At 73.8% G+C, this 22,439-nt stretch carries 17 protein-coding genes; 8 read left to right on the top strand and 9 right to left on the bottom strand.

Features of this window, described 5'->3' with window-relative positions; genetic code table 11:
- The first annotated feature begins 4 nt into the window (after positions 1 to 4).
- From ACQPZA_RS03815 to pth, 3 genes are all read left to right on the top strand, one after another.
- Positions 5 to 976, top strand: coding sequence for a ribose-phosphate diphosphokinase (locus ACQPZA_RS03815; protein WP_211175040.1), 972 nt, complete (start codon positions 5 to 7; stop codon positions 974 to 976).
- A gap of 214 nt (positions 977 to 1,190) precedes the next feature.
- Complete coding sequence (locus tag ACQPZA_RS03810) at positions 1,191 to 1,823, top strand: 50S ribosomal protein L25/general stress protein Ctc (protein WP_433278414.1); 633 nt, start codon at positions 1,191 to 1,193, stop codon at positions 1,821 to 1,823.
- Entirely contained in the window at positions 1,820 to 2,410 is a 591-nt protein-coding gene (gene pth, locus ACQPZA_RS03805) for an aminoacyl-tRNA hydrolase (protein WP_169399332.1), read from the top strand. The genes ACQPZA_RS03810 and pth overlap by 4 nt, the downstream gene beginning before the upstream one ends.
- Before the next feature lie 11 nt (positions 2,411 to 2,421).
- Here the strand turns inward: pth and ACQPZA_RS03800 are convergent, their stop codons facing one another.
- A complete protein-coding gene (locus ACQPZA_RS03800; protein WP_433278412.1) occupies positions 2,422 to 4,095 on the bottom strand; it encodes a fatty acyl-AMP ligase in 1,674 nt (557 codons plus the stop codon).
- Positions 4,096 to 4,185: 90 nt separating this feature from the next.
- Here ACQPZA_RS03800 and ACQPZA_RS03795 point away from each other — a divergent pair, with 90 nt between their 5' ends.
- From ACQPZA_RS03795 to ACQPZA_RS03780, 4 genes are all read left to right on the top strand, one after another.
- Positions 4,186 to 5,163, top strand: coding sequence for an SMP-30/gluconolactonase/LRE family protein (locus ACQPZA_RS03795; protein WP_433278409.1), 978 nt, complete (start codon positions 4,186 to 4,188; stop codon positions 5,161 to 5,163).
- The gene (locus ACQPZA_RS03790) at positions 5,160 to 6,857 is read left to right on the top strand and encodes a class I adenylate-forming enzyme family protein (RefSeq protein ID WP_433278407.1); all 1,698 of its coding nucleotides are present in this window, start codon (positions 5,160 to 5,162) and stop codon (positions 6,855 to 6,857) included. The genes ACQPZA_RS03795 and ACQPZA_RS03790 overlap by 4 nt, the downstream gene beginning before the upstream one ends.
- Positions 6,858 to 6,971: 114 nt before the next feature.
- Positions 6,972 to 8,342 carry a dipeptidase gene (locus ACQPZA_RS03785; RefSeq protein WP_433278405.1) on the top strand — a complete coding sequence of 457 codons (1,371 nt, stop codon included), beginning with the start codon at positions 6,972 to 6,974 and terminating at the stop codon, positions 8,340 to 8,342.
- A 42-nt stretch (positions 8,343 to 8,384) separates the two neighbouring features.
- Complete coding sequence (locus tag ACQPZA_RS03780) at positions 8,385 to 11,633, top strand: BTAD domain-containing putative transcriptional regulator (protein ID WP_433278403.1); 3,249 nt, start codon at positions 8,385 to 8,387, stop codon at positions 11,631 to 11,633.
- A gap of 55 nt (positions 11,634 to 11,688) precedes the next feature.
- Here the strand turns inward: ACQPZA_RS03780 and ACQPZA_RS03775 are convergent, their stop codons facing one another.
- The 3 genes from ACQPZA_RS03775 to ACQPZA_RS03765 form a co-directional block, all read right to left on the bottom strand.
- Positions 11,689 to 12,531 (bottom strand): ABC transporter permease, encoded by an 843-nt coding sequence (locus ACQPZA_RS03775; RefSeq protein ID WP_169399328.1) that lies wholly within the window; start codon positions 12,529 to 12,531, stop codon positions 11,689 to 11,691.
- Positions 12,528 to 13,496 carry an ATP-binding cassette domain-containing protein gene (locus ACQPZA_RS03770; RefSeq protein ID WP_433278401.1) on the bottom strand — a complete coding sequence of 323 codons (969 nt, stop codon included), beginning with the start codon at positions 13,494 to 13,496 and terminating at the stop codon, positions 12,528 to 12,530. The genes ACQPZA_RS03775 and ACQPZA_RS03770 overlap by 4 nt, the downstream gene beginning before the upstream one ends.
- A gap of 855 nt (positions 13,497 to 14,351) precedes the next feature.
- Positions 14,352 to 14,909, bottom strand: coding sequence for a TetR/AcrR family transcriptional regulator (locus ACQPZA_RS03765; RefSeq protein WP_312859434.1), 558 nt, complete (start codon positions 14,907 to 14,909; stop codon positions 14,352 to 14,354).
- 86 nt (positions 14,910 to 14,995) lie between these two features.
- Here ACQPZA_RS03765 and ACQPZA_RS03760 point away from each other — a divergent pair, with 86 nt between their 5' ends.
- Positions 14,996 to 15,433 (top strand): nuclear transport factor 2 family protein, encoded by a 438-nt coding sequence (locus ACQPZA_RS03760; RefSeq protein ID WP_433278399.1) that lies wholly within the window; start codon positions 14,996 to 14,998, stop codon positions 15,431 to 15,433.
- 8 nt (positions 15,434 to 15,441) lie between these two features.
- On the opposite strand, the gene ACQPZA_RS03755 is transcribed toward ACQPZA_RS03760, so the two are convergent.
- The 5 genes from ACQPZA_RS03755 to ACQPZA_RS03735 form a co-directional block, all read right to left on the bottom strand.
- Positions 15,442 to 16,932 (bottom strand): glycosyltransferase family 39 protein, encoded by a 1,491-nt coding sequence (locus tag ACQPZA_RS03755; RefSeq protein WP_169399102.1) that lies wholly within the window; start codon positions 16,930 to 16,932, stop codon positions 15,442 to 15,444.
- A gap of 99 nt (positions 16,933 to 17,031) precedes the next feature.
- Positions 17,032 to 18,837: an ABC-F family ATP-binding cassette domain-containing protein gene (locus tag ACQPZA_RS03750; protein WP_169399101.1), complete on the bottom strand. Its 1,806-nt coding sequence runs from the start codon at positions 18,835 to 18,837 to the stop codon at positions 17,032 to 17,034.
- The gene (locus tag ACQPZA_RS03745) at positions 18,837 to 19,796 is read right to left on the bottom strand and encodes a 4-(cytidine 5'-diphospho)-2-C-methyl-D-erythritol kinase (RefSeq protein ID WP_169399100.1); all 960 of its coding nucleotides are present in this window, start codon (positions 19,794 to 19,796) and stop codon (positions 18,837 to 18,839) included. The genes ACQPZA_RS03750 and ACQPZA_RS03745 overlap by 1 nt, the downstream gene beginning before the upstream one ends.
- 36 nt (positions 19,797 to 19,832) lie before the next feature.
- A complete protein-coding gene (gene rsmA / locus ACQPZA_RS03740; protein ID WP_433278396.1) occupies positions 19,833 to 20,705 on the bottom strand; it encodes a 16S rRNA (adenine(1518)-N(6)/adenine(1519)-N(6))-dimethyltransferase RsmA in 873 nt (290 codons plus the stop codon).
- A 34-nt stretch (positions 20,706 to 20,739) separates the two neighbouring features.
- On the bottom strand, positions 20,740 to 22,335 hold the full coding sequence (locus ACQPZA_RS03735) for a transglycosylase family protein (RefSeq protein WP_433278393.1): 1,596 nt from the start codon (positions 22,333 to 22,335) through the stop codon (positions 20,740 to 20,742).
- Between the last annotated feature and the right edge of the window lie 104 nt (positions 22,336 to 22,439).

Genomic DNA, 22,439 nt, shown 5'->3' with positions numbered 1-22,439 from the left:
CGCGATGTCGGCAACCCCCAAGAAGAACCTCATGCTCTTCTCGGGGAGAGCTCATCCCGAGCTGGCCGAGCAGGTCGCCAAGCACCTGGACGTGACGATCACCCCGCAGTCGGCGTACTCGTTCGCCAACGGGGAGATCTTCGTCCGGTTCGAGGAGTCGGTACGGGGCTGCGACGCGTTCGTGCTGCAGTCACACTCGGCGCCGATCAACGACCAGATCATGGAACAGCTGATCATGGTCGACGCCCTCAAACGGGCCTCGGCCAAACGGATTACCGTCGTCATGCCGTTCTGGGGCTACGCGCGCCAGGACAAGAAGCACCGCGGCCGGGAGCCGATCTCGGCCCGTCTCGTCGCCGACATGTTCAAGGTCGCGGGCGCCGACCGGATCATGACCGTCGACCTGCACACCGCCCAGATCCAGGGCTTCTTCGACGGGCCCGTCGACCACCTCTTCGCGCTCCCGGTGCTGGCCGAGCACATCAAGCGCACCTACGCCGACCACGAGCTCGCCGTCGTCTCCCCCGACTCCGGCCGGGTCCGCCTGGCCGAGCGCTGGGCCGAGATCCTGGGTGGCACGCCGCTGGCGTTCATCCACAAGACGCGCGACCCGCGCAAGCCGAACGAGGCCGTCGCCAACCGCGTCGTCGGTGAGGTGGACGGCCGCCTCTGCGTCGTGATCGACGACATGATCGACACCGGTGGCACGGTCGCCAAGACCGTCGAGGTGCTCCTCAAGGAAGGTGCCTCCGACGTCGTCGTCGCGGCCACCCACGGGGTGCTCTCGGGGCCGGCGCCCGAGCGCCTCGCCACCTGCGGGGCCCGCGAGGTGATCTTCACCGACACGCTCCCGATCCCGGACGAGAAGCGCTTCCCGTCGATGTCGGTGCTCTCCATCGCACCGCTGCTGGCCCGCGCCATTCACGAGGTGTTCGACGACGGTTCGGTCACCAGCCTCTTCGACGGCAACGCGTAGGACACCTGCGGGCACGGAGCACTCCGGCGGGTGACCCCCGGAAGGGCGAGGGTCTGGCGCAGGCGCCGGTACGCGTCGCGTATCGTCTACGGCAGTTCCGCGGCGAGGGCGGGTGTTGTCTCTAGCCCGCCGTGATCGACGCAGCCCCGGCCCGGCCGGCCTGCCTCGTCGCGCGCGTCCATGTCGCAGCACGCTTTGATCGAGGAGAAGTACCGTGGCCGAGGCCCGTATCGACGCCGAGACCCGCACGGAGTTCGGCAAGGGCGCCGCCCGCCGCACCCGTCGCGCCGGCAAGATCCCCGCTGTGCTCTATGGGCACGGCACCGAACCGCAGCATCTCTCGCTCCCCGAGCTGGAGTTCAAGCGGGTCGTCCGCGAGCAGGGGCGTAACGCTGTCCTCACGCTCAACATCGGCGGCACCCCGCAGCTCGCCCTGACCAAGACCGTGGTGTCGCACCCGATCCGGCCCTACATCGAGCACGTCGACCTGCTGGTGATCAGCCGCGGCGAGAAGGTGGCGGTCGAGGTCCAGATCGTCGTCGTCGGCGACGCCGCCCCGGGCACCCTCGTCACGCAGGAGCTCAACGCCATCGAGGTCGAGGCCGACGTCTCGAACATCCCGGAGCAGATCGAGGTGTCCGTCGAGGGCCTCGCGGTCGGCACCCAGATCCAGGCCGCGGACGTGCCGCTGCCCGAGGGCACCACGCTGCGCGCCGAGCCCGAGATCCTCGTGGTCAACATCGTCGCCTCCCCGACCGAGGCCCAGATGGAGGCCGAGATCGACACCGAGGGTGCCGGCGTCGTCGAGGACGCCCCGGAGACCCCGGCCGCTCCTTCCGAGAGCTGACCGTGGCGCCGGGCCCCGCTCTGGTGGTCGGGCTCGGCAACCCGGGTCCGGACTACGCCGAGACCCGGCACAACGTCGGCTTCCGCGTCGTCGAGCTCCTCGCGGCGCGGGCCGGCGGAGGCCGCTTCTCCCGGCACCGGACCAACGCCGACGTGCTCGAGGGCCGGCTCGCCGGCCGGCGGGTCGTGCTCGCCAAGCCGCGCACGTACATGAACGTCTCCGGCGGCCCGGTCGCCGGGCTCGCGAAGTACTTCTCGGTGCCGGTCGAGGATCTCGTCGTCGTCCACGACGACCTCGACCTCGGCTTCGGCGTCGTCCGGTTGAAGCGGGGCGGGGGCGAGGGCGGCCACAACGGGCTGCGCTCCATCAGCTCCGCCGTCGGGACGAAGGACTACCTGCGCGTCCGGTTCGGGATCGGCCGTCCCCCTGGCCGGCAGGACCCGGCCGACTTCGTGCTGAAGCGCTTCTCCGGCTCGGAGAAGAAGGAGCTGGAGTTCGCCGTCGACCTCGCCGCCGACGCCGCCGAGGCCCTGCTCGCCGACGGCCTCGAGGCGGCGCAGAACAAGTTCCACGCCCTCTCCGGCTGATCCCCGCCGCGTCAGACGCGGGCCCGCAGCAGCTCACCCGTGGCGGCCCGGCGCAGCTTGCCCGACGGGGTCTTGGGCAGGATGCCGGGACCGAACACCACGACCTCGGCGGGGCGCACCCCCACCTCGGAGACCACGCGCCGGGTGACGTCCTTGCGGATCACCTGCTCGGCCTCCGGGTCCCCCGCCTTGCGCGACTCGACGGCCACGAAGAACGACTCGCGGTGCCGGGCTCCCTCTGTCCCGCTGAGCATCCGGACGGCCACCGCGTTGCCGGCCCGCACGTCGGCGGCCTGGGCAGCGGCCCGCTCGATGTCGGTGGGGTAGATGTTGCGACCCCCCATGATGATCACGTCCTTGCGACGGCCGCAGACCACCACGGCTCCGTCGACGACGTACCCCTCGTCGCCGGTGTCGAGCCAGCCGTCGGCGTCCAGGGTGGAGACCGGCCCGTCGACCGTGAGGTAGCCCGGGGTCACCGACTCGCCGCGAAGCTGCAGGACGCCGACCTCCCGCTCGCCCAGTACCGCACCGTCGTCACCGACCACGCGGACCTCGATGCCGGGCAGGGGCGGACCCAGCTTCGGGAACCGGCGGAACGGCCCGTCGACAGCCGGCACCGCGCGCCGGTGCGACTCGAGCTGCTCGGCGTCGATCCGGTCGACCTCCAGGCCCGTCCCGACCGGCGCGAAGGACACCCCCAGCGCCGTCTCCGCCATCCCGTAGGCCGCGACCACCGACTCCGGCCGCAGGCCGAAGCGGGCCCCCGCCGCCGTGAACGCCTCCACGGCGTCCGGGTCGATCGGCTCGGCGCCGTTCATGGCGATGCGCAGCGACGAGAGGTCCAGCGACCCGTCGTCGGCGCGCACGAGCTGCCTGCCCAGCACGGCGTAGGCGAAGTTCGGCGCCGCCGTGACGGTGCCGCCGTACTTCGAGATCAGCTCGGCCCACAGCAGCGGGCGGCTGAGGAAGTCGCTGGGGGTGACGCTGACCAGCTCGAGCCCGGTGGTCATCGGCACCGTCAGGAACCCGACCATGCCCATGTCGTGGAACAGCGGGAGCCAGGACACCATCACGTCCCGCTCGACGTCGAGCGCGGAGGCCACGACCATCCCGGCGATGTTGGCGTGCAGGTTGCGGTGCGTGATCCGCACCGCCTTGGGCTCTGCCGTGGATCCGCTGGTGAGCTGCAGCAGCGCGGTGTCGTCCTCGTCGGCCACCGCGGCGTCGGCGACGACGCCCTCACCGTCCGCGTGGAGGGAGTCGATGGTGCGGAACGCGATGCCGCGCTCGGTGAGCACCGGCGCGAGCGCGTCGAACGGGGCCCCGAGCAGCACGAGCTTCGCGTCGATCATGCGGAGGACGGACACGGTGTCCTCGGCCCACGCCGCCAGGTCGGTGCGCGCAGTCGGCTGGTGGAGCATCGTGACGCTGCCGCCGGTGAACCAGACGGCCTGGGCGACGGGCGCGATCGACGCGGGCTCGCCCGCGAGGATGCCCACGGCTGCGCCGCGCTGCAGCCCGGCCACGTCAGGGGTGCCGTGCTGCAAGGCGGCCGCAATGCGTCGCGCGGAGGCGTGCACCTCGAGCCAGCCGCGCCGGACAGCGCCTGCGGGCTCCCCGGTGGTCATCCCCTTCGTGGAACTGGTGGCGGACTCCAACAACATCGCCAGGAACCGGGACATGGTCGGGAGCGTACGGCGAACTCCGCAACCAGGACCATGTGGTCATGACCATCACGCTGATCCGGGACCTGCCGAGCGGGAGGTGGCAGGGTGGATCTCGCCCGGGCGCCGGTGCCCGGAAGAGGGGGCGCACAGATGGCGGGCGGGTTTCGGGAGATCACCAGCGGCCTTCGGTTCCCGGAGGGGCCGGTCGCGTTGTCGGACGGCTCCGTGCTCGTCGTGGAGATCCAGCGCGGGACGTTGACGCGGGTCGCCCCTGACGGCACCACCTCCGTGGTGGCCGAGTGCGGGGGTGGTCCCAACGGGGCGGCGGTCGGCCCCGACGGCGCGATCTACGTCTGCAACAACGGCGGCTTCACGTGGGGTACCCGGCGCGGGCTGACCGCCCCCGGCCACCAGCCACCGGACTACATCGGCGGCCGCATCCAGCGGGTGACCCTCGACGGCGAGGTCACCGATCTCTACACCGAGGTCGACGGGCACCCGCTGCGCGGTCCCAACGACATCGTGTTCGATGCCGACGGCGGCTTCTGGTTCACCGACCTGGGCAAGGTCCGGTCCCGCGACATCGACCACGGTGGCCTCTACTACGCGACGGCGGACGGGTCGTCGATCGTCGAGGTCGTCCACCCGCTGGTCACCGCGAACGGCGTCGGCCTGTCCCCGGACGGTTCGCGCGTGTACGTGGCGGAGACCTCCACCGGACGCCTCTGGTACTGGGAGATCGAGGGCCCCGGCCGGGTGCGGCGCGACCCGGACCCGCCTCTGGCGCTGCACGGCGTCACGTTGCTGCACGGCTTCCCCGGCTACCAGACGCTCGACTCGCTCGCCGTCGACGCGGCGGGCAACGTCTGCGTGGCCACGCTCTACACGGGCGCGATCAGCGTCGTCTCCCCCGACGGCGAGCTGCTCGACGTGGTGCGGCCGCCGGAGCACGACATCTGGGTCACGAACATCTGCTTCGGCGGCCCCGACCTGCGCACGGCGTACGTGACGTCGTCCGGCCGCGGTGTGCTGTACGCGGCGGAGTGGGACCGGCCGGGCCTGCCCCTGCAGTTCACGGCATGACCGAGCACGCCGACGACGTCGGGCTGGGTCCGGTGGTCGCCGCCCTGACCGCGCCGGGCGCGGAGTTCGAGCTGGTCGACGAGGTGGTGCGGGGCATCCCGATGCGCGTCTACCGGCGCGGGCCCGCCACGCTGCGCGACCTGCTCGCCGGTTCCGCGGCGTTCGGCGACGCGACCTTCTCCGTCTACCGGGACGAGCGGCGCAGCTACGCCGAGCACCTGCGGCTCGTCGCCGGTCTCGCCGCGTGGATGCGCGACGAGCACGGCCTGACCCGCGGCGACCGGGTCGCCATCGCGATGCGCAACTACCCCGAGTGGAGCCCGGTGTTCTGGGCGGCGCTGGTCTCGGGCCTGGTCGTCGTGCCGCTCAACGCCTGGTGGACCGGCGCGCAGCTGGCGTGGGCGCTGCGGGACTCGGGCGCCCGCCTGCTCGTCGCCGACGGGCAGCGGGTCCGGGCCATGGAGCAGGCGCAGCGGCCGCCGGTCGTCCGGGTTCGCGGGGAAGGAGAGGCGCCCGCCGGCGTGCAGGAGTGGGCCACCGTGGTGGCGGGGCTGGACCCGGAAGCCGCGCTGCCCGACGTCGCACCGCACCCGGACGACGACGCCACGATCCTCTACACGTCGGGGACCACCGGCCGGTCGAAGGGCGCCGTCGCCAGCCACCGCAACCACTGCACCAACGCGCTGAACGTCCTGCTGCAGGCCCGCGCGTCGGCGTGGCTCGCCCACGGCGGGCCGCCACCCGCTCCCGGACCGGACGCGGGCCGGCCGGGCACGCTGCTGGCCTACCCGCTGTTCCACGTCGCCGGCCTGAACTCGCTCTACGGCGCGGTGCTCACCGGCGCGAAGCTGGCCACCCTGTACCGCTGGGACGTCGAGGAGGCCCGCGAGCTCGTCCGCCGCGAGCGGCTCACCACGGCCGCCGGGGTGCCCACGGTGATGCGGGACGTCGCCGAGCTGGCCATCGCCCACCCCGAGGACATGGCCTCGCTCACCCGCATCGGCATGGGCGGTGCCCCGATCCCGCCCGTGCTCGTCACCCGGATCGCCACCGAACTGCGCGGTCGCGTGACGGCCGCCAACGGCTACGGCCTCACCGAGACCACGTCGGCGGTGTGCGCCAACACCGGGCCCGACTACGCCGCACACCCCGACAGCGTCGGGCGTCCCGCCCCGGGCACGGACCTGCGGATCGCCGATCCCGCATCGGGCGCCGAACGGCCCGACGGTGAGATCGGCGAGCTGTGGTTCCGCGGACCGAACATCGTGCGCGGGTACTGGAACAACCCGGAGGCGACGGCGGCGGCCTTCGTCGACGGCTGGTTCCGCACCGGTGACCTGGGCTTCCGCCGGGACGGCTGGGTGCATGTGGTCGACCGCCTGAAGGACGTGATCGTGCGGGGCGGCGAGAACGTCTACTGCGTGGAGGTGGAGGACGTGCTGCACGAGCACCCGGCCGTCGCCGAGGCCGCCGTGGTGGGGGTGGCGCACCCGACGCTCGGGGAGGAGGTCACGGCCGTGGTGCGCGCCGCGCCCGGCGCCGATGCGGACACCGCCGCCCTGCTCGCCCACAGCGCAGCGCGGCTCCCCCCGTTCGCGGTGCCGTCGCAGGTGGTCTGGCGAACCGAGCCGCTGCCGCGTACCGCCACGGGCAAGGTGCTGAAGGGCGAGCTGCGGCAGCACCCCGGCCGCTGACGCCGACGGCCGTCGCGAGCCGTCGAGATCGACGTGGGAGTGGTGGTTTTCGCCCGTGAACCACGCCGATGTCGACCTCGCCGGGTCCATCCGCCGCAACTAGCATCGGGCTCCGTGCCCGAGCAGCCTGTAGCCCTCCCCGCCACGCCCGTCACCGCCGCCGTGACCGCAGCCCTCCCCGGCGCCCGCGCCGACCTGGAGCGCCTGGTCAGCATCCCGAGCATCTGGGCCGACCCGGCCCATGCCGACGACACCCGCCGCAGCGCCGAGGCCGTCGCCGAGCTCGCGCGGGGCGCAGGCGCTGCCGACGTCACGATCATCGCGGCCGACGGTGGCGCTCCCGCCGTCGTCGCGCACTGGCCCGCCCCCGACGGCGCGCCCACCGTGTTGCTCTACGCCCACCACGACGTCCAGCCCACCGGCGGCGACGAGCACTGGACGAGCCCGCCGTTCGAGCCGACCGAGCGGAACGGCCGGCTCTACGGCCGGGGCGCGGCCGACGACAAGGCCGGCGTGATGACCCACCTCGCGGTGCTCCGCGCCTACGACGGCAGGCCGCCGGTCGGGGTCACGTTGTTCATCGAGGGCGAGGAGGAGTCCGGCTCCCCCACGCTCGCCGCGCTGCTGCGCGAGCACCACGACCTGCTCACCAGCGACGTGATCGTGATCGCCGACTCCGCCAACCCGTCCGTCGACGTCCCCGCGGTCACCACGAGCCTGCGCGGCCTCGTGGGCGTCATCGTCGAGGTCGCCATGCTCGAGCGGCCGGGGCACTCCGGCATGTACGGCGGGCCCGTCGGCGACGCCCTCACCGCGCTCTGCCACGCGCTCGCCGCCCTGCACGACGAGAACGGCGACGTGGCCGTCCCCGGGCTCGCGCGCGGCAGCTCCGAGGCGCCCGACCTCGACGAGGCCACCTTCCGCTCGGACGCCGGGCTGCTCGACGGCGTCGAGCTCCTCGGCACCGGCAGCATCCCGGAGCGGCTCTGGCACAAGCCCGCGGTCGCCGTGCTCGGCCTCGACGCGCCGCGCGTCGACGACGCGTCGAACGTGCTGCTCCCCCGCGCCCGTGCCTTCGTGAGCATGCGGCTCGCCCCGGGGGACGACGCCCTCAAGGCACAGGCGGCGCTGACCGAGCACCTCCAGGCCAACGTGCCGTGGGGCGCGCAGGTCACCATCACGCCGGAGGCGGGCATCGCGGAGCCGTACTCGCTGAGCACCACCGGCACCGCCTACGACGCCGCCCGCAGCGCCTTCGCGGCGGCGTACGGCAACGAGGTCGTCGAGACCGGAGTCGGCGGCTCGATCCCGTTCATCGCGGAGTTCGCGCGCACCTTCCCCGGCGCCACCGTGCTGGTCACCGGCGTCGGCGACCCGGCCAGCCGCTGGCACGGCATCGACGAGAGCCTGGACCTGGCGATGTTCGGCAAGGGGGTGCTCGGCGAGGCCCTCCTGCTGGCCGAGCTCGCCCCCGACACCCCCTGACCGGGAACGAACCGCCCGGAACCGCCCAGGCACACTGATCGGGTGCGGATCACGCTGCTCGGCGCCGTCGAGGTGTGGCCGGACGGCACCGACCACGGAGGCGATCCGGGGCCGGTGCCGCTCGGCGGCCCGCGCCTGCGCGGGTTGCTGGCCCGGCTCGCGCTCGACGCCGGGCGAGCGGTCGCGGCGAGCGAGCTCGTGGACGACCTGTGGGGCGAGACCCCGCCCGATGCGGCGGTCAACGCGCTGCAGGCGCTCGTGTCCCGGCTGCGGCGCGCGATCGGGGCCGACCTCGTCGACACCGCGGCCCGCGGCTACCGGCTGCGGGTGCCACCCGACGCCGTCGACGCGCTGCGGTTCACGGCACTGGTCACGGCGGCCGACGCGGCAGGCGAGACGGAGGCGCACACCCTTCTCGGACAGGCCGTCGCGCTGTGGGACGGGCCCGCGCTCGCCGACGTGCTCGACCTGCCGTTCGCCCGGCCGGTGGCCCACCGGCTGACCGAGCGCCGAGCCGTGGCCGTCGAGCGGCGGGCGCGGCTCGGGCTGCGGCTCGGGAACGCGGCCGCCGAGATCGACGCCCTGCGCGTCCAGCTCGACGCCGCTCCGCTGCGCGAGAGCACCGCGGTGCTGCTGGCCCGCGCGCTGCACGCCGACGGGAGGCAGGCCGACGCCCTCGCCGTGCTGGACGGCACCCGGTCCCGCCTCGCCGATGAGCTCGGCGTCGATCCGGGCGCCGAGCTCGAGGCGGCCCGCCTCGCCGTACTGCGCGGCGATGCCACCCCGGCGCGGAAACCGCTGGTCGCCGCACCTCCACCGCCCCAGCCGACCGCCCCGATCAGCAGCTTCGTCGGCCGGAGCCGCGACGTCGACCGGATCCGCGACCTGCTCCGCACCACACGACTGGTGACACTCACCGGTCCGGGAGGCGCCGGGAAGACGCGGCTCGCGCGGGAGGCCGTCGCCTCCGGTGCCTCCGGCTCGATGGTCGCCGAGCTCGCCGCGCTGACCACCGCCGACCAGCTCCCGGCCGCCGTGCTCACCGCGGCCGGTGGCCCCGAGCTGCAGCTGCGCACCCAGGACGACGTCGGGCCGCCGACCACGGACCGGCTCGTCACGGTGCTCGGCGGCCGCGACCTCGTGCTCGTCCTGGACAACTGCGAGCACCTCGTGGACGGCGTGGCGGTACTCGCCGAGACGCTGCTACACGCGTGCCCGCGGTTGCGGGTGCTGGCCACCAGCCGGGAGCCGCTCGGAGTTCCCGGAGAGGTCCTGCACCCCGTCGAGGCGCTGGCCCCCTCCGACGCCGTCCGGCTCTTCGTCGACCGGGCGACCGCGGTGCGTCCCGGCTTCGCCCTGACCCCGGACGTCGAGGAGGCCGTCGTCGAGATCTGCCGCAGGCTCGACGGGCAGCCGCTGCCCATCGAGCTGGCCGCGGCCCGGCTGCGCTCCCTGGCCCCTGCGGAGATCGCCACCAGGCTCGACGACCGGTTCCGGTTGCTCACCTCCGGTTCGAGGACGGCGCTGCCCCGCCACCAGACGCTGCGCGCGGTGGTCGACTGGAGCTGGGACCTGCTCACCGAGCCGGAGCGTGCGGTGGCCCGCCGGCTGGCCGTCTTCGCGGGCGGGGCCACCGTCACCGCGGCCGAGCGGGTCTGCTCCGGGGCGCCCGGCCCTGCTCCGGGCGAGGTGTTCGAGCTGCTCGCGGCGCTCGTCGACAAGTCACTGGTCGTCGCCGTCCCGCAGAACGAGGGGAACACGCGCTACCGGATGTTGGAGACGATCCGGGAGTACGCGGGCGAGCGCCTCGACGAGGCGGGCGAGCGCGCCGCCGCGCAGGCAACCCATGCTGCCGTCGTGCTCGAGCTGGCGGAGGCGGCCGAGCCCCTCCTGCGCGGCGCCGAGCAGCTCCACTGGTTGGTACGGCTGCGGGCCGAGGCCGACGAGATCGACATCGTGCTGCGGCGAGCCGTGACCGCCTCCGACGCGGCCACCGCCCACCGGCTGGTGGCGGCCATGGCGTGGTCGTGGATCGAGCGCGGCCTGTTCGACGAGGTCGAGCGCTGGGTGGAGGCGGTGCAGCTGCTCACGGGCCCGGCCCCGTTGCGGGCCCGAGCCATGAACACCGCGTTCCTCGCGCTCGTCCGGGTGGGCCGGGGCAACCTGCCTGCGGCGGCACAGGCCGTCGAGACGGCGCTCGCGCTCGCCGCCGGGCTCCCCCGCCCACTGCCACCCCTGCTCGAGCTGCTCGGACCGGTCTCCACGCTGTTCTCCCGCGCCGACGCCGCCCCGATCGAACAACTCTCCGCCGTCTCCCCCGATCCGTGGGTGCGGGCCTTCGCGCTGCAGATGCGGGCCCAGATCGCCGAGAACGATGGCCTGCTCGACGACCAGCGCCGTTACGTCCGCGCTGCGCACGAGCTGTTCATCCGTACGGGAGACCGCTTCGGGCTGGGCATGGTCGTCCACTCGCTCGGCGAGCTGGAGGACATCGCAGGCGAGCACGACGCCGCCGCCCGCGCGTACGACGAGGCGATCGCGCTGGCAACCGAGCTGGGCAACGACGACGACCTGCCCCATTTCATGTCCAAGCGTGCGTCGCTCGCGGCCCGGCGCGGCGACCTCGGCACGGCGCGGAAGGTGCTGGAGCAGGCGAGAGCGCTGACCAAGGGGCCGTTCGGCTTGGGAGGTGTCCTGGCGATCTCGTCGGCGCAGGTCGAACGGTTGGCAGGCGACCTCGACGCGGCACGGGCACACCTCGCCGGTGCCGCCACCGAAATGGGCTCCGCGGGCCCCGGAGCACCGCAGCGATGGGCGTTCCTCGCGATGACGCGGGCCGCCGTCGAGCTCACGGCCGGTGACCGGCAGGCGTCCAGAGCAGCGCTCCGCGATGCCGTCGCCGCGGCGGTGGAGAGCCGCGACGGCCCCGTCGCCGCGGCGGTGGCCGAGGTCGCCGCGCAGGTCGTACTGGCCGACGGGGATGCCGAGTGCGCCGGCTTGTTGCTCGGGATCGCGGCCGCTCAGCGCGGGGCGATCGACCGCGGCAACCCCGAGGTGCTGGCCGTCCGGGACGGCGTCAGTGACGCGTTGGGGCCGGAGGCCGCGGACCAGCTGATGCGGCGCGGCCGGGACCTGCCACGCGCCGACGGGCTGGCGGCCCTGACGGAGGTCGTCGCCCGGGCGGCCGAGCTGCGGGGGCTGCCCGCCGTCCTCGGGTCGTCGAACCACGCGGAGGAGACGGGCGGGGAACGCAGGGATGCCCGGAGCGAGGTCGAGGCTCGCCGACCGTGACCGGTGCGGCCGTCCCGCCACGCCCCCTCGACGTGGCGGAACGGCCAGGCGCCGGTCAGGTCCTGCGCTGGTAGAGCGCCACCGCGAGCGGCGCGAAGATCACGACGATGACCGCGGCAGCGACCAGCCCGGCCGTCGCCGGGACCGCGACCGGGCCACCGACGAGCAGCCCCCGCACGGCGTCCGCGATCTTCGAGACCGGGTTGAGCTCGACGAACCAGCGCAGCCAGGAGGGCATCGTCGAGGCCGGGACGAAGACGTTGCTGCCGAACGTGATCGGCAGCATGACCAGCGCGCCGAGACCCTGCACCGACCGGGGCGACTTGACCACCATCGCCAGCGCGGTGAACACCCAGCACAGCGCGAAGGCGAACACCATGACCAGGCCGAGCGCGGCCACCACGGCAACCGGCCCGGTGCCGAACCGGAAGCCTAGGATCACACCGAAGACCAGCATGATCACGCCCGAGGTCAGGTAGCGCACCAGGTCCGCGCCGATCGCACCCAGCAACGGCGCGGTACGCGAGATCGGCAGGCTGCGGAACCGGTCGAAGATGCCGGTGTGCAGGTCCTCCGCGAGCGCCACACCCGTGCCCGCTGAGGCGAACACGATGGTCTGCACGAGCACGCCGGGCAACGCGAACTGCAGGTAGGTGCTGGTGTCGCCGGAGATCGCGCCGCCGAAGACGTAGACGAACAGCAGCAGGAAGATGACCGGCTGCAGGGTGACGTCGAGCAATGCCTCCGGCGAGTGGATCGTCTTGACGACACCACGCCAGGCGAGTGTCACGCCGTGGCGCAGCGCCGAGGGGACATGGCGGACCGGGGTCTCGACCACGTCGCCCCTCGGGTGGGGCGGGGCCGGTCGCGCGGTGGTAGCGGTGGTAGCGGTGCTCATGCCGCCTCCTCGGTGATGGCGGCCGCGTCAGCGGCTCGTCCGGTCAGGGTCAGGAACACGTCGTCGAGGCTGGGCAGCCGCAGACCCAGCTCGGCGACGGTCACACCGGCCTCGTCGAGCCGGGCTCCGACGCGGTGCAGCAGGCCGGGGTCGCCCGCGGGCACGATGACCTCGCCGCCGGGATCGACGGTGGGCTGCTCGAGCCCGGGGGCCAGCTCGGCGATCAACGCGGTCACGAGCGGCAGGTCGGCCCGGTGCATCGGTCGCACGTGCAAGCGCTGCCCGCCGACCTCCGCCTTCAAGGTGGCGGGCGTGCCCGCAGCGATCACCCGGCCTCGGTCGAGGACGACGAGGTCGTCGGCGAGCTGGTCGGCTTCCTCGAGGTACTGCGTGGTCAGCAGCACCGTCACGCCCTCGGCGGCGAGCGCCCGCACGCTGTCCCACACCTCGTTGCGGTGCCGCGGATCCAGGCCGGTCGTCGGCTCGTCGAGGAACAGGACCCGCGGCCGGCCGATCAGGCTGACAGCGAGGTCGAGCCTGCGCCGCATACCGCCCGAGTAGGTGCGGACCCGTCTGCCGGCCGCCTCGGTCAGCCCGAACCGCTCCACCAGTTCCGCGGCGCGGGCGCGGGCGACCCGCCGGGGCAGGTCGAGCAGACGCGCGACCAGCACGAGGTTGTCCGTACCCGACAGCGCCTCGTCCACCGCCGCGTACTGCCCGGTCAGCCCGATCTGCCTGCGCACGGCAGCCGCCTCGGCGACGACGTCGTGCCCGAGCACACTCGCGCGACCCGCGTCCGGCCGCAGCAGGGTGGACAGCACCCGCACGGTGGTGGTCTTGCCGGAGCCGTTGGGTCCCAGCAGCCCGAGCACACCACCCTGTTTCGCGACGAGGTCGACGCCGGCCAGTGCCGTCGTTCCCCCGAACCTCTTGACCAGGCCCTCGACCCGGATGACGGATTCCATGCGGTGACAGTGCGCCGGACCGCTGACACGCCACCCACACCACCCTGACACCCCCTGACACCCCCCTGACCTCACCCCTCCCCCGCCCGCGAGTCGCCCGATCCCAGCCCGCGAGTCGCCCGATCCCAGCCCGCGAGTCGCCCGGTCTGGTACCGCGAGTCGCCCGGTCTGGTACCGCGAGTCGCCCGGTCTGGTTCCGCGAGTCGCCCGGATCCCGTCCCGGCGCGCGCTTCGCCCCGCCGCACCCGCGAGTCGCCCAGTTCTCGCGCCCGAGTCGCCCCGATCCTGCGGCCTTCTCCCGATGATCGTCGCGAGATCCGGCTATCCGCCCTCCACAGGGCCAAGAGTCGGATCTCGGATCGATCACCGCCATCTGAACCCGCGAGTCGCCCCGATCGGGAGGCCGAGTCGCCCTTCCACCGCACACGCTGCCCCACTCGTCACCGAACGACTCGCCAGCGGGATGGGCACGCAGCGGGTCGGTCGGCTGCTTCGGGCAGATGCCAACGCCGCAGGAATGGGCGACTCGCGGGACCGTTCCGGGCGACTCGCGGGCCCGTTTCGGGCGACTCGCGGGACCGTTCCGGGCGACTCGCGGAACGATTCCGGGCGACTCGCGGGCTCGTTTCGGGCGACTCGCGCGCCGATTTCGGGCGACTCGCGGGGGTGGGGGCTCGCGTCGCCGCGGGGTTCTTCTGGCTGTGCCGCGGGGGTGCCGACCGGCCCGCCGCCGCCGTCGATCGGCGGTGGGCCGGTCGTGCTGTGCGGTGCTCCCCTCCGGGTCCCCCGACCCGGCCGCACCGCTGTCACGTTAGGACAGTCCCCCTCGGCGCGGATCGGTCGAAAGGTTGATCCTCATCCCTGCTGAGGTCTCAGCCCGTCCCGCACCACTGCGAAGACGCGTCGACCCAGCGCCGGATCCGAGTCGGTCCCGACCACCTGCAACAGCCCTTTGAGCAGCGCGATCAGGTCCGGGACGGTGACGTCGCCGCGTACGGCTCCGGCCGTCTGGGCCCGCGCCAGCAGTACATCCAGCGCAGCCTGCAGTTCGGCGACGGCATCGGACATTCCACGCGCCCCGGCCCCGGCGAGCGCGTCGGGCAGGTCGCGCTTGCGGTCGGCCTCCTCGGCGAGCCGGGTGAGGAAACCGTCGAAGGCCGACCCGGGATCGGTGGCGGTGGCGCGGGCCTGCGCGTCCGCCACGAGGTCCTGCACCCGGGCGAGGGAGACGGCCTCGAAGAGCGCTTCCTTCGTCGGGAAGTGCCGGTAGACCGTGCCCGGGCCGACGCCAGCCGCTGCCGCGATCTCGTCGAGCGGCACGCCGAACCCCCGCTCTCCGAAGGCCGCGTCGGCGGCTGCGAGCACCCGGTCCCGGTTGCGGCGGGCGTCCGCGCGCAACGGCCGGTCAGCCACGACCGCACGCCGCAGGTGGGTAGCGAAGCGGGGCGCACGTTCCGTATCGTCGAAGCGGGGTCACCGTTCCGATTCTAGGAGGAGTCATGAGCCGCAGTCCTCGGGAAGTCGTCGAGCAGGTACGTCGCATGGTGGCCGGGGAGGGCGTCGTGTTCGCCGACCTCTTCGCCGCCGACGGGGTGCTCACCTATCCCTTCGCCCCGCCCGGGATGCCGCGCGAGCTGCGCGGCCGGGACGCGATCCGGGCCTATCACGGCGCCGCCTCCGGGCGGCGGGAGATGTTCCGGATCGAGGGCGTCGACGTGGTGGTCCGCGACACCGACGACCCCGAGGTCGTGGTGGCCGAGATCGAGCACCACGGGCACTCGCACGCCACCGGCGGCCCGTACCGGTTCCGCGCACTCGGCGTGATCCGGGTGCGCGACGGCGAGATCATCAGCTACGACGACTACATGGACCCGATCGCGACGGCCGTGCTGCTCGGCCGCACCCCCGACCTGGTGGCCGCGCTCTCGGCGGCCTGACCACGGGCTCAGAGCCGCCGGATCGTCGGCCAGATCTCGGCCCAGGCGCGGTTCCGCCCTTCGAGCAGGAAGATCGGAGTCCCCTGCACGAGGTTGGTGACGCGCACGTCGTTGTCCATGGCGCCCACCTGCGTGACGCGGTCGAAGGCCGGTGCCAGTGAGGTCGGGTCACCGACGACGAGCACCGCGCCGGAGTCCTCCGGCGGCGTGCCGAACCACGCGGCGCCCCGGTGCGCGCTGTATGCGGGCAGGTCCGGCGCGTAGTGCTGGATCGCCGACACCGTCCAGTAGTCCCCGGTGACCACCACGGCGTTCCGCGCGGTCTCCGGGGGCAGCGCGCGGTGCGCGGCCACCACGTCGTCCACCGTCTGCGGCCAGCCGATCTCGTCGAGCTGGAAGTTGCCGATCATCAGCGGCTGGTCGGCGTGGGCCGAGACCGGCTTGATCGGCAGCACATGGAGGACTCCGAGGACGAGGACCGCCGTCACCGCGTAGACCGGCCACGTCGGCACCCACCGCCACCAGACGGCCGGCCTGCGCTGCTCGATCGCGGCCGCCGACGCCGCCCAGAGCACCGGGAACATCCCGGCGATGTAGTACGGGCGCCCGCCGCTCACCAGGAAGATCAGGGTGACACCGAGCGCCGTGACCCCGAGGAACCGGTACGCCGGATCGGCGAGCAGCCGTCCCACTCCGTGCACGGCCAGCACCGAGCCGACCAGGAACCCGACCATGAGCAGCCCCACCGGCAGGAAGCCGATCATCCCGCCGGCGTAGACGCTCTCGGCGGCCACCGCACGGCTCATGCCCAGCTGCGGCCATCCGTTCTGCGCCTGCCAGACGAGGGTCGGCACGGTGGTGAGCACCGCGACCGCACCGCCCAGCCAGAGCGCGGGCCTGCGCAGCAGGTCGCGCGGACCGAACACGAGCACGGCCACGATCGCGACGACCCAGAACGCCCCGACGAGGAACTTCACCTGCAGCGCGACCGCTGTGACGAGCGCGGCGGCGATCAACAGCCCGTCGGCCCTGGTGCGCACCCACCGCACGAGCAACCAGGTCAGCGCCGTCCACAGCGCCGGGTCGAGCGTCGAGGTGGCCAGCAGGTGCCCGGTGGCCAGGAAGTTCGGCGACAGCGCGTAGGCACCTGCCGCGAGCAGCTGGGCGCGCCTGCCGCCCCCGAACTCGCGGGCCAGCAGTGCCGCGAGCACGACCCCGGCCACTGTCGCGAGGGTGGCCGGGATGCGCAGCACCGCGACCGACCCCGGAGCGATGGTGTCCATCGCCAGCGCGATCAGCGGCAGCAGCGGCGGCTGGTCGGCGTAGCCCCAGGCCAGGTGGTGCCCCGCCGCGATGAAGTACAGCTCGTCGCCGAAGTAGCCGTAGCGGCCGCTCACCGCGGTGAGCAGCACCCCGACTGCGGCTGCCACCAGCAGCACCGGGCCGCGGGCAAAAGCCGGTAGCGCCCGCGCGGGTGCCGGGCTCGTGATCGTCGTCATCTTCGTCCCCCCAAGGTCCACGGCAGACGCTAGGGGGGCGGCCCATCAGGCCGAATCGATCGATCGGCGGATCTCCGGATCAACCGGACCGGAGAGACGCTAGGACTCGGCGATCTCCGCAGCGGCCAGCCAGTCGAGCTCGACCGTCTCCTGCTCGGCGAGCACCGCCTTGAGCTCGGCGTCGAGCTGGAGGAGCCGGGCCGGGTCGGTGGCGGCGGCGGCCAGCTCCTCGTGCAGCTGCTTCTCGCGCTTGCTCAGCGCCGTCATCCGGCGCTCCAGCCGGGAGGCCTCCTTGCGCGCGGCGCGCTGGTCGGCGGCGTTCGACGCCGGCTTCGCAGGCGCCGACCCGGCCGGGACCGCGGACAGGCCCGTGGCCTGCTTGCCGGCCGCGGCGCGACGCTGCAGGTACTCCTCGATCCCGCCGGGCAGGTGCGTGATCTTCCCGTCGCCGAACAGGGCGACCACCGTGTCACAGGCCCGCTCCACGAGGTAGCGGTCGTGGCTGACGACGACGAGCGTGCCCGGCCAGCCGTCGAGCAGGTCCTCGAGCCGCGAGAGCGTGTCGACGTCGAGGTCGTTGGTGGGCTCGTCGAGGAGCAGGACGTTGGGCTCCGCCATGAGCAGCCGGGTGAGCTGCAGGCGGCGGCGCTCGCCACCGGAGAGCTGCCCGACCGGCGTCCACTGCCGGGCCGCGGGGAACCCGAGCCGCTCCAGCACCGACGACGCCGTCAGCTCCAGCTTGCCGAGCCGGACGTACTTCGCCACCTGCTCGGTGGCCTCCAGCACGCGCATGTCCTTCGGCAGGTCGACGAGCTCCTGGCTGAGCTCCGCCAGCTGCACCGTGGTGCCCTTGACCAGCTTGCCGCCCTGCAACGGACGTTCACCGGTGAGCGTGCGCAGCAGGGTGGTCTTCCCGGAGCCGTTGACGCCGACGATGCCGACGCGGTCGCCGGGCCCGAGGCGCCAGGTGACGTGGTCGAGCAGCGTGCGTCCGGCGATCTCGGCTGTGGCGTCCTCGAGCTCCAGCACCGTGCGGCCGAGCCGGTTGGTGGCGAACCCGAGCAGCTCGACGGAGTTGCGGGGCGGTGGGACGTCGGCGATCAGCGCCTCGGCCGCCTCGATCCGGAACCGCGGCTTCGACGTGCGCGCGGGCGCGCCGCGGCGCAGCCAGGCCAGCTCCTTGCGGGCGAGGTTCTGCCTGCGGGCCTCTGCCGCGTCCGCCTGCCGGGAGCGCTCGGCGCGCGCGTAGACCCAGTCGGCGTAGCCGCCGAGGTAGCTCTCCACGCGCCCGTTCGCGACCTCCCAGGTACGGGTGCAGACCGCGTCGAGGAACCACCGGTCGTGCGTGACGACCACGACGCCGCAGCGGCGCGACAGCAGGTGCCCGGCGAGCCACCCGATGCCCTCGACGTCGAGATGGTTGGTGGGCTCGTCGAGCACGACGAGGTCGGGGTCGCCGACGAGGGCCGCGGCCAGCGCCACCCGCCGCTTCTCCCCTCCGGACAGTCCCTCGACGCTGCGTTCGAGGTCGCCGATGCCCAGTCCGTCGAGCACGTCGCGGACCTTGGCGTCGGCAGCCCACTCGTGGTCGGCTGCCCCGTCCCACGCGGAGAGCACGACGTCACGGACGCGGGCGCCCTTCGGCAGGGTGTCGCCCTGCGCGAGGTGGGCGAGATTCAGGCCGCCGACGCGGCTGACCCGCCCGCCGTCGGGGGCTCGGTCGCCGGTGATGATGTCGAGCAGCGTGGTCTTGCCGCCACCGTTGAGCCCGACGACACCGACCCGCTCCCCGCGCTCCACGCCCAGCGACACGGCGTCGAGCAGGACCCGGGAGGCGTCACCGGGGACGTGGGCGGTGACCGACTCGAGGTTCACCAGGTTCTGGGCCGATACGCGCGGGGCCATCAGGCGCGCACCGGAGGCCAGGACGTGGGCGGGCCCGGCGGTTCGTGCAGGTCGACCACGCGGGCGCCGGGAACCGGTCCGTGAGCCACCCGGACGGTGCGGCAGACGCCGACGCCGGCCAGCTCGGTGGCCACGTCGATGGCCGCGTCGGCACTGGTACAGAGGAACGCGCACGTCGGCCCGGAACCCGAGACGAGCCCGGCCAGCGCACCCGCCGTGACCCCGGCGCGCAGCGTCCGCCGCAGGTCGGGAGCCATGCTGACGGCGGCCGCCTGCAGGTCGTTGCCCAGGCTGAGGGCGAGCTGGCGGGGGTCGCCACCGGCGAGCGCCTCCAGCACCGGCTCGACCGGGCGGTCCGGCGGCGGTTCGTCACCGCGCAGCCGGTCGAGCTCCCGGAAGACGCTCGGTGTCGAGAGCCCTCCGCGGTGCAGGGCGATCACCCAGTGCTGCGGGTGTCGGGACAGGACCGGCACGATCCGCTCGCCGCGGCCGGTGCCCAGCGCGGTGCCGCCGTAGAGGGCGAAGGTGACGTCGCTGCCGAGCTCCGCCGCCAGCACCGAGAGCTCGTCGCGGGAGAGGTCGAGCTTCCACAGCGACGACAACCCGACGAGCGCGGCGGCCGCGTCGGCGCTGCCGCCCGCCATGCCACCGGCGACGGGAATGCCCTTGCGCAGCACCAGCCGCACGTCCGGATCCCGGTCGGCGCGCTCGGCCAGGAGCTGGACGGCCCGCCACGCGAGGTTCGTCTCGTCGGCGGGCACCTCGGCGACGCCCTCTCCGTGCACCTCGATGCCCGGGGCGTCACTGGGCGCGAGGGACACCTCGTCGAAGAGGCTCACGGCGTGGAACACCGTGACGAGGTCGTGGTAGCCGTCGTCCCGCAGTGGTCCTACGGCGAGATGCAGGTTGATCTTCGCAGGTACGCGCACGGTGACCGGGGGAGGGACGGCTGCGAGCACCCGCCAACACTACGTGCGCGCCGTGGCGGCGCGCCGTCAGTGCCCCTGTGACGATCGGGCACGGGCGGCGGCGAGGCCCGCGAACGCCTCGACACCCAGCGTCTCGGCCCGTGCCGACGGGTCGATCCCCGCTGCTCGGAGTGCGTCCTCCGCCGCGGCGGGAGAGCCGGCCCAGCCGGCGAGGGCCGACCGGAGTGACTTGCGGCGCTGTGCGAAAGCGGCGTCGATCAGCCGGAACACCTCGGCCCGGTCGCCGGGTGGCGGGTCCCGGCGGTCGAAGGCCAGCAGCCCGGAGTCGACGTTCGGGACGGGCCAGAACACGGCGCGCGGCACCGGACCCGCCCGGCGAGCGGAGGCGTACCAGGCCAGCTTCGCGCTCGGCACCCCGTAGGCCTTGCTGCCGGGCGGCGCGGCGAGCCGTTCGGCCACCTCGGACTGCACCATCACCAGCCCGCGCCGCAGCTGCGGCAGCTGGGACAGCAGGTGCAGGACCACGGGCACACCGACGTTGTACGGGAGGTTCGCGACGATCGCGGTGGGCACGGGACCGGCCAGGTCGGTGGCCAGCACGTGCAGCGCGTCGGCCGTGGTGACGGTGAGCCGGTCGGCCAGCGCCGGAGCCCGCTCGGCGGCGGTCATCGGCAACCGCGCGGCGAGCACGGGATCGATCTCCACGGCGTGCACCGCGCGCACGGCGGGCAGCAGGGCGAGCGTCAACGACCCGAGGCCCGGCCCGACCTCGAGCACGACGTCGTCGGGCGTGAGGTCGGCGGCCCGGACGATGCGGCGCACCGTGTTGGGATCATGCACGAAGTTCTGCCCGAGCCGCTTCGTCGGCCGCAGCCCCAGCTCCCCGGCCAGAGCCCGCACCTCGGCGGGCCCCAGCAACCGCGACTGTTCGTCCGTCACCCTCGGAGCGTGCACCGGGCCGCACCGGCCCGTGTCATCGGGGCAGGCCGAGCTTGCTGGCACAGGCCGGCCAGGCGCCGTAGCCGCCGCGGTCGTCGCGGACCTTGGTGCCGACGGCGATCTGCTCCTCGCGGCTGGCCTGGTGGGGCAGCGGCGCGTAGTCGTCGCCGCCGTAGGCGCGCCAGGTGCCGGCGTCGAACTGGAGACCGCCGTAGTAGCCGTTGCCGGTGTTGATCGCCCAGTTGCCGGTGGCCTCGCAGTCGGCGAGCCTGTCCCACACGCTGCCGTCGGAGATGGCCGGTGCCTGCGGGATGTCGTCGTTGGTGCCGACCTTCACGACGCGGGGCTTCGGCGCGGTGCTGCTCCCGGCCCGCACCTGCTCGCGCCGGACCTCCTTGCCGTTCTGCACGTAGACCCGCATGATCGCCGTCTGCTCGCCGGACTCGCCCCTGTCGACGACCACACGCTTGCCCCGCGGCATGTCGGGGTCCTCGATCAGCTCCTCCGGCGGCGGGATGTCGCGGACCACGACGACCTCACCGACACCGTTGCGCACGACCTGCACCGACGTGCCGTCGGTGAGCGGCGTGTCGCCGGGCGGCACGCTGACGTCGTCCGGGCCGAGCTGGATGCCGCGCTCGGCGAGCAGGCCGGCCACGGTGCCCGCCGTGGTGGTGACGTCCGCGGGAGCCCCGGTGCCGTCGGTGATCGACACGGAACGCGGCACGTTCAGCTTCAGCGCGAGACCGGCCAGCGGGATGCTGGTGGCGGGAGCGGCCGACATCTGGATCGGGGTGGCGTCGACGCCGAGCACCTTCAGCGCGTCGCCCACCGATGCGGCGGTGGTCCAGACCTCACGCTCGGAGGTGCCCTCCACCAGGGTGAGCTTGCGGGCCCGGCTGAGGATGACGTGGTCGCCGTTGCTCAGCCCGGTGGGCAGCGCGGGCTCCACGCGGTCCTGCGGGGCGGGGGTGAGCCCGGCCGACTCCAGCGCCGCGGCGACGTCGGACCCGAACGTGTGGACGGTGCGGTCGTGGCCGTCGACCGTGATCGTGACGGTCTTGTCCATGGCCAGCGCGGTGGCGCTGCCACCCACCAGCGCGACGAGCACGGCCAGCACGGTGCCGCGGACCAGCAGCCGGGCCGGGGCCCGCCGGGGGGCGGCCGCCTGCCGGCGCCGACCGGCCCGGGTGGGCGCGGGCGCCGCGGCCGGGACGGCCTCCGGCGCGACCACCGCTGCGAACGGCTGGGTGAGGGGCTCGGCCTCGACCCGGGACGCGACGGCCGGGACCACCGGGATCGGCCCGGTCACGTCGTCGTCGATCGGCCGGATCCGGCTGGTGACCTCCTGCGCGGGGATCACGGCGAACGGGCCGGTCGCCGGATCGGCACCGGCGTCGATGGCCCTGGCGTCGATCGTGCCGGTGCCGGGCGCCGGGCGCGTCATCACGGGCGCCTGGTGCCGCCCGGCGGCGCTCCTGGCCGCGATCCTGGTGGTGCGCTCCGTGGCGGACTCGCCAGGGGCGGCGACCGGCTTGCGGGACTGCTCGAGCAGCTCGGCAGGCGACGCGGGGAACGTGCCGGTGTCCCCGCCGCCGTACCAATCGGCGTAGGGGTCTTCCGTCGGCACCGCGACCGGGGGTGCGGTGACCTTCTCACCCCCACGAGCACGCGGGGCACGGTGCCGCGCGCGAGTAGAGACGTCGACCACTGGCATCCAGACCTCGTTCGGAC

This window comes from Pseudonocardia xinjiangensis (assembly GCF_050948425.1).
GTDB classification, from domain to species: domain Bacteria; phylum Actinomycetota; class Actinomycetes; order Mycobacteriales; family Pseudonocardiaceae; genus Pseudonocardia; species Pseudonocardia xinjiangensis.
Note: the sequence above shows the minus strand (reverse complement) of the source record. Positions and strands in the feature narration are given on the sequence as shown.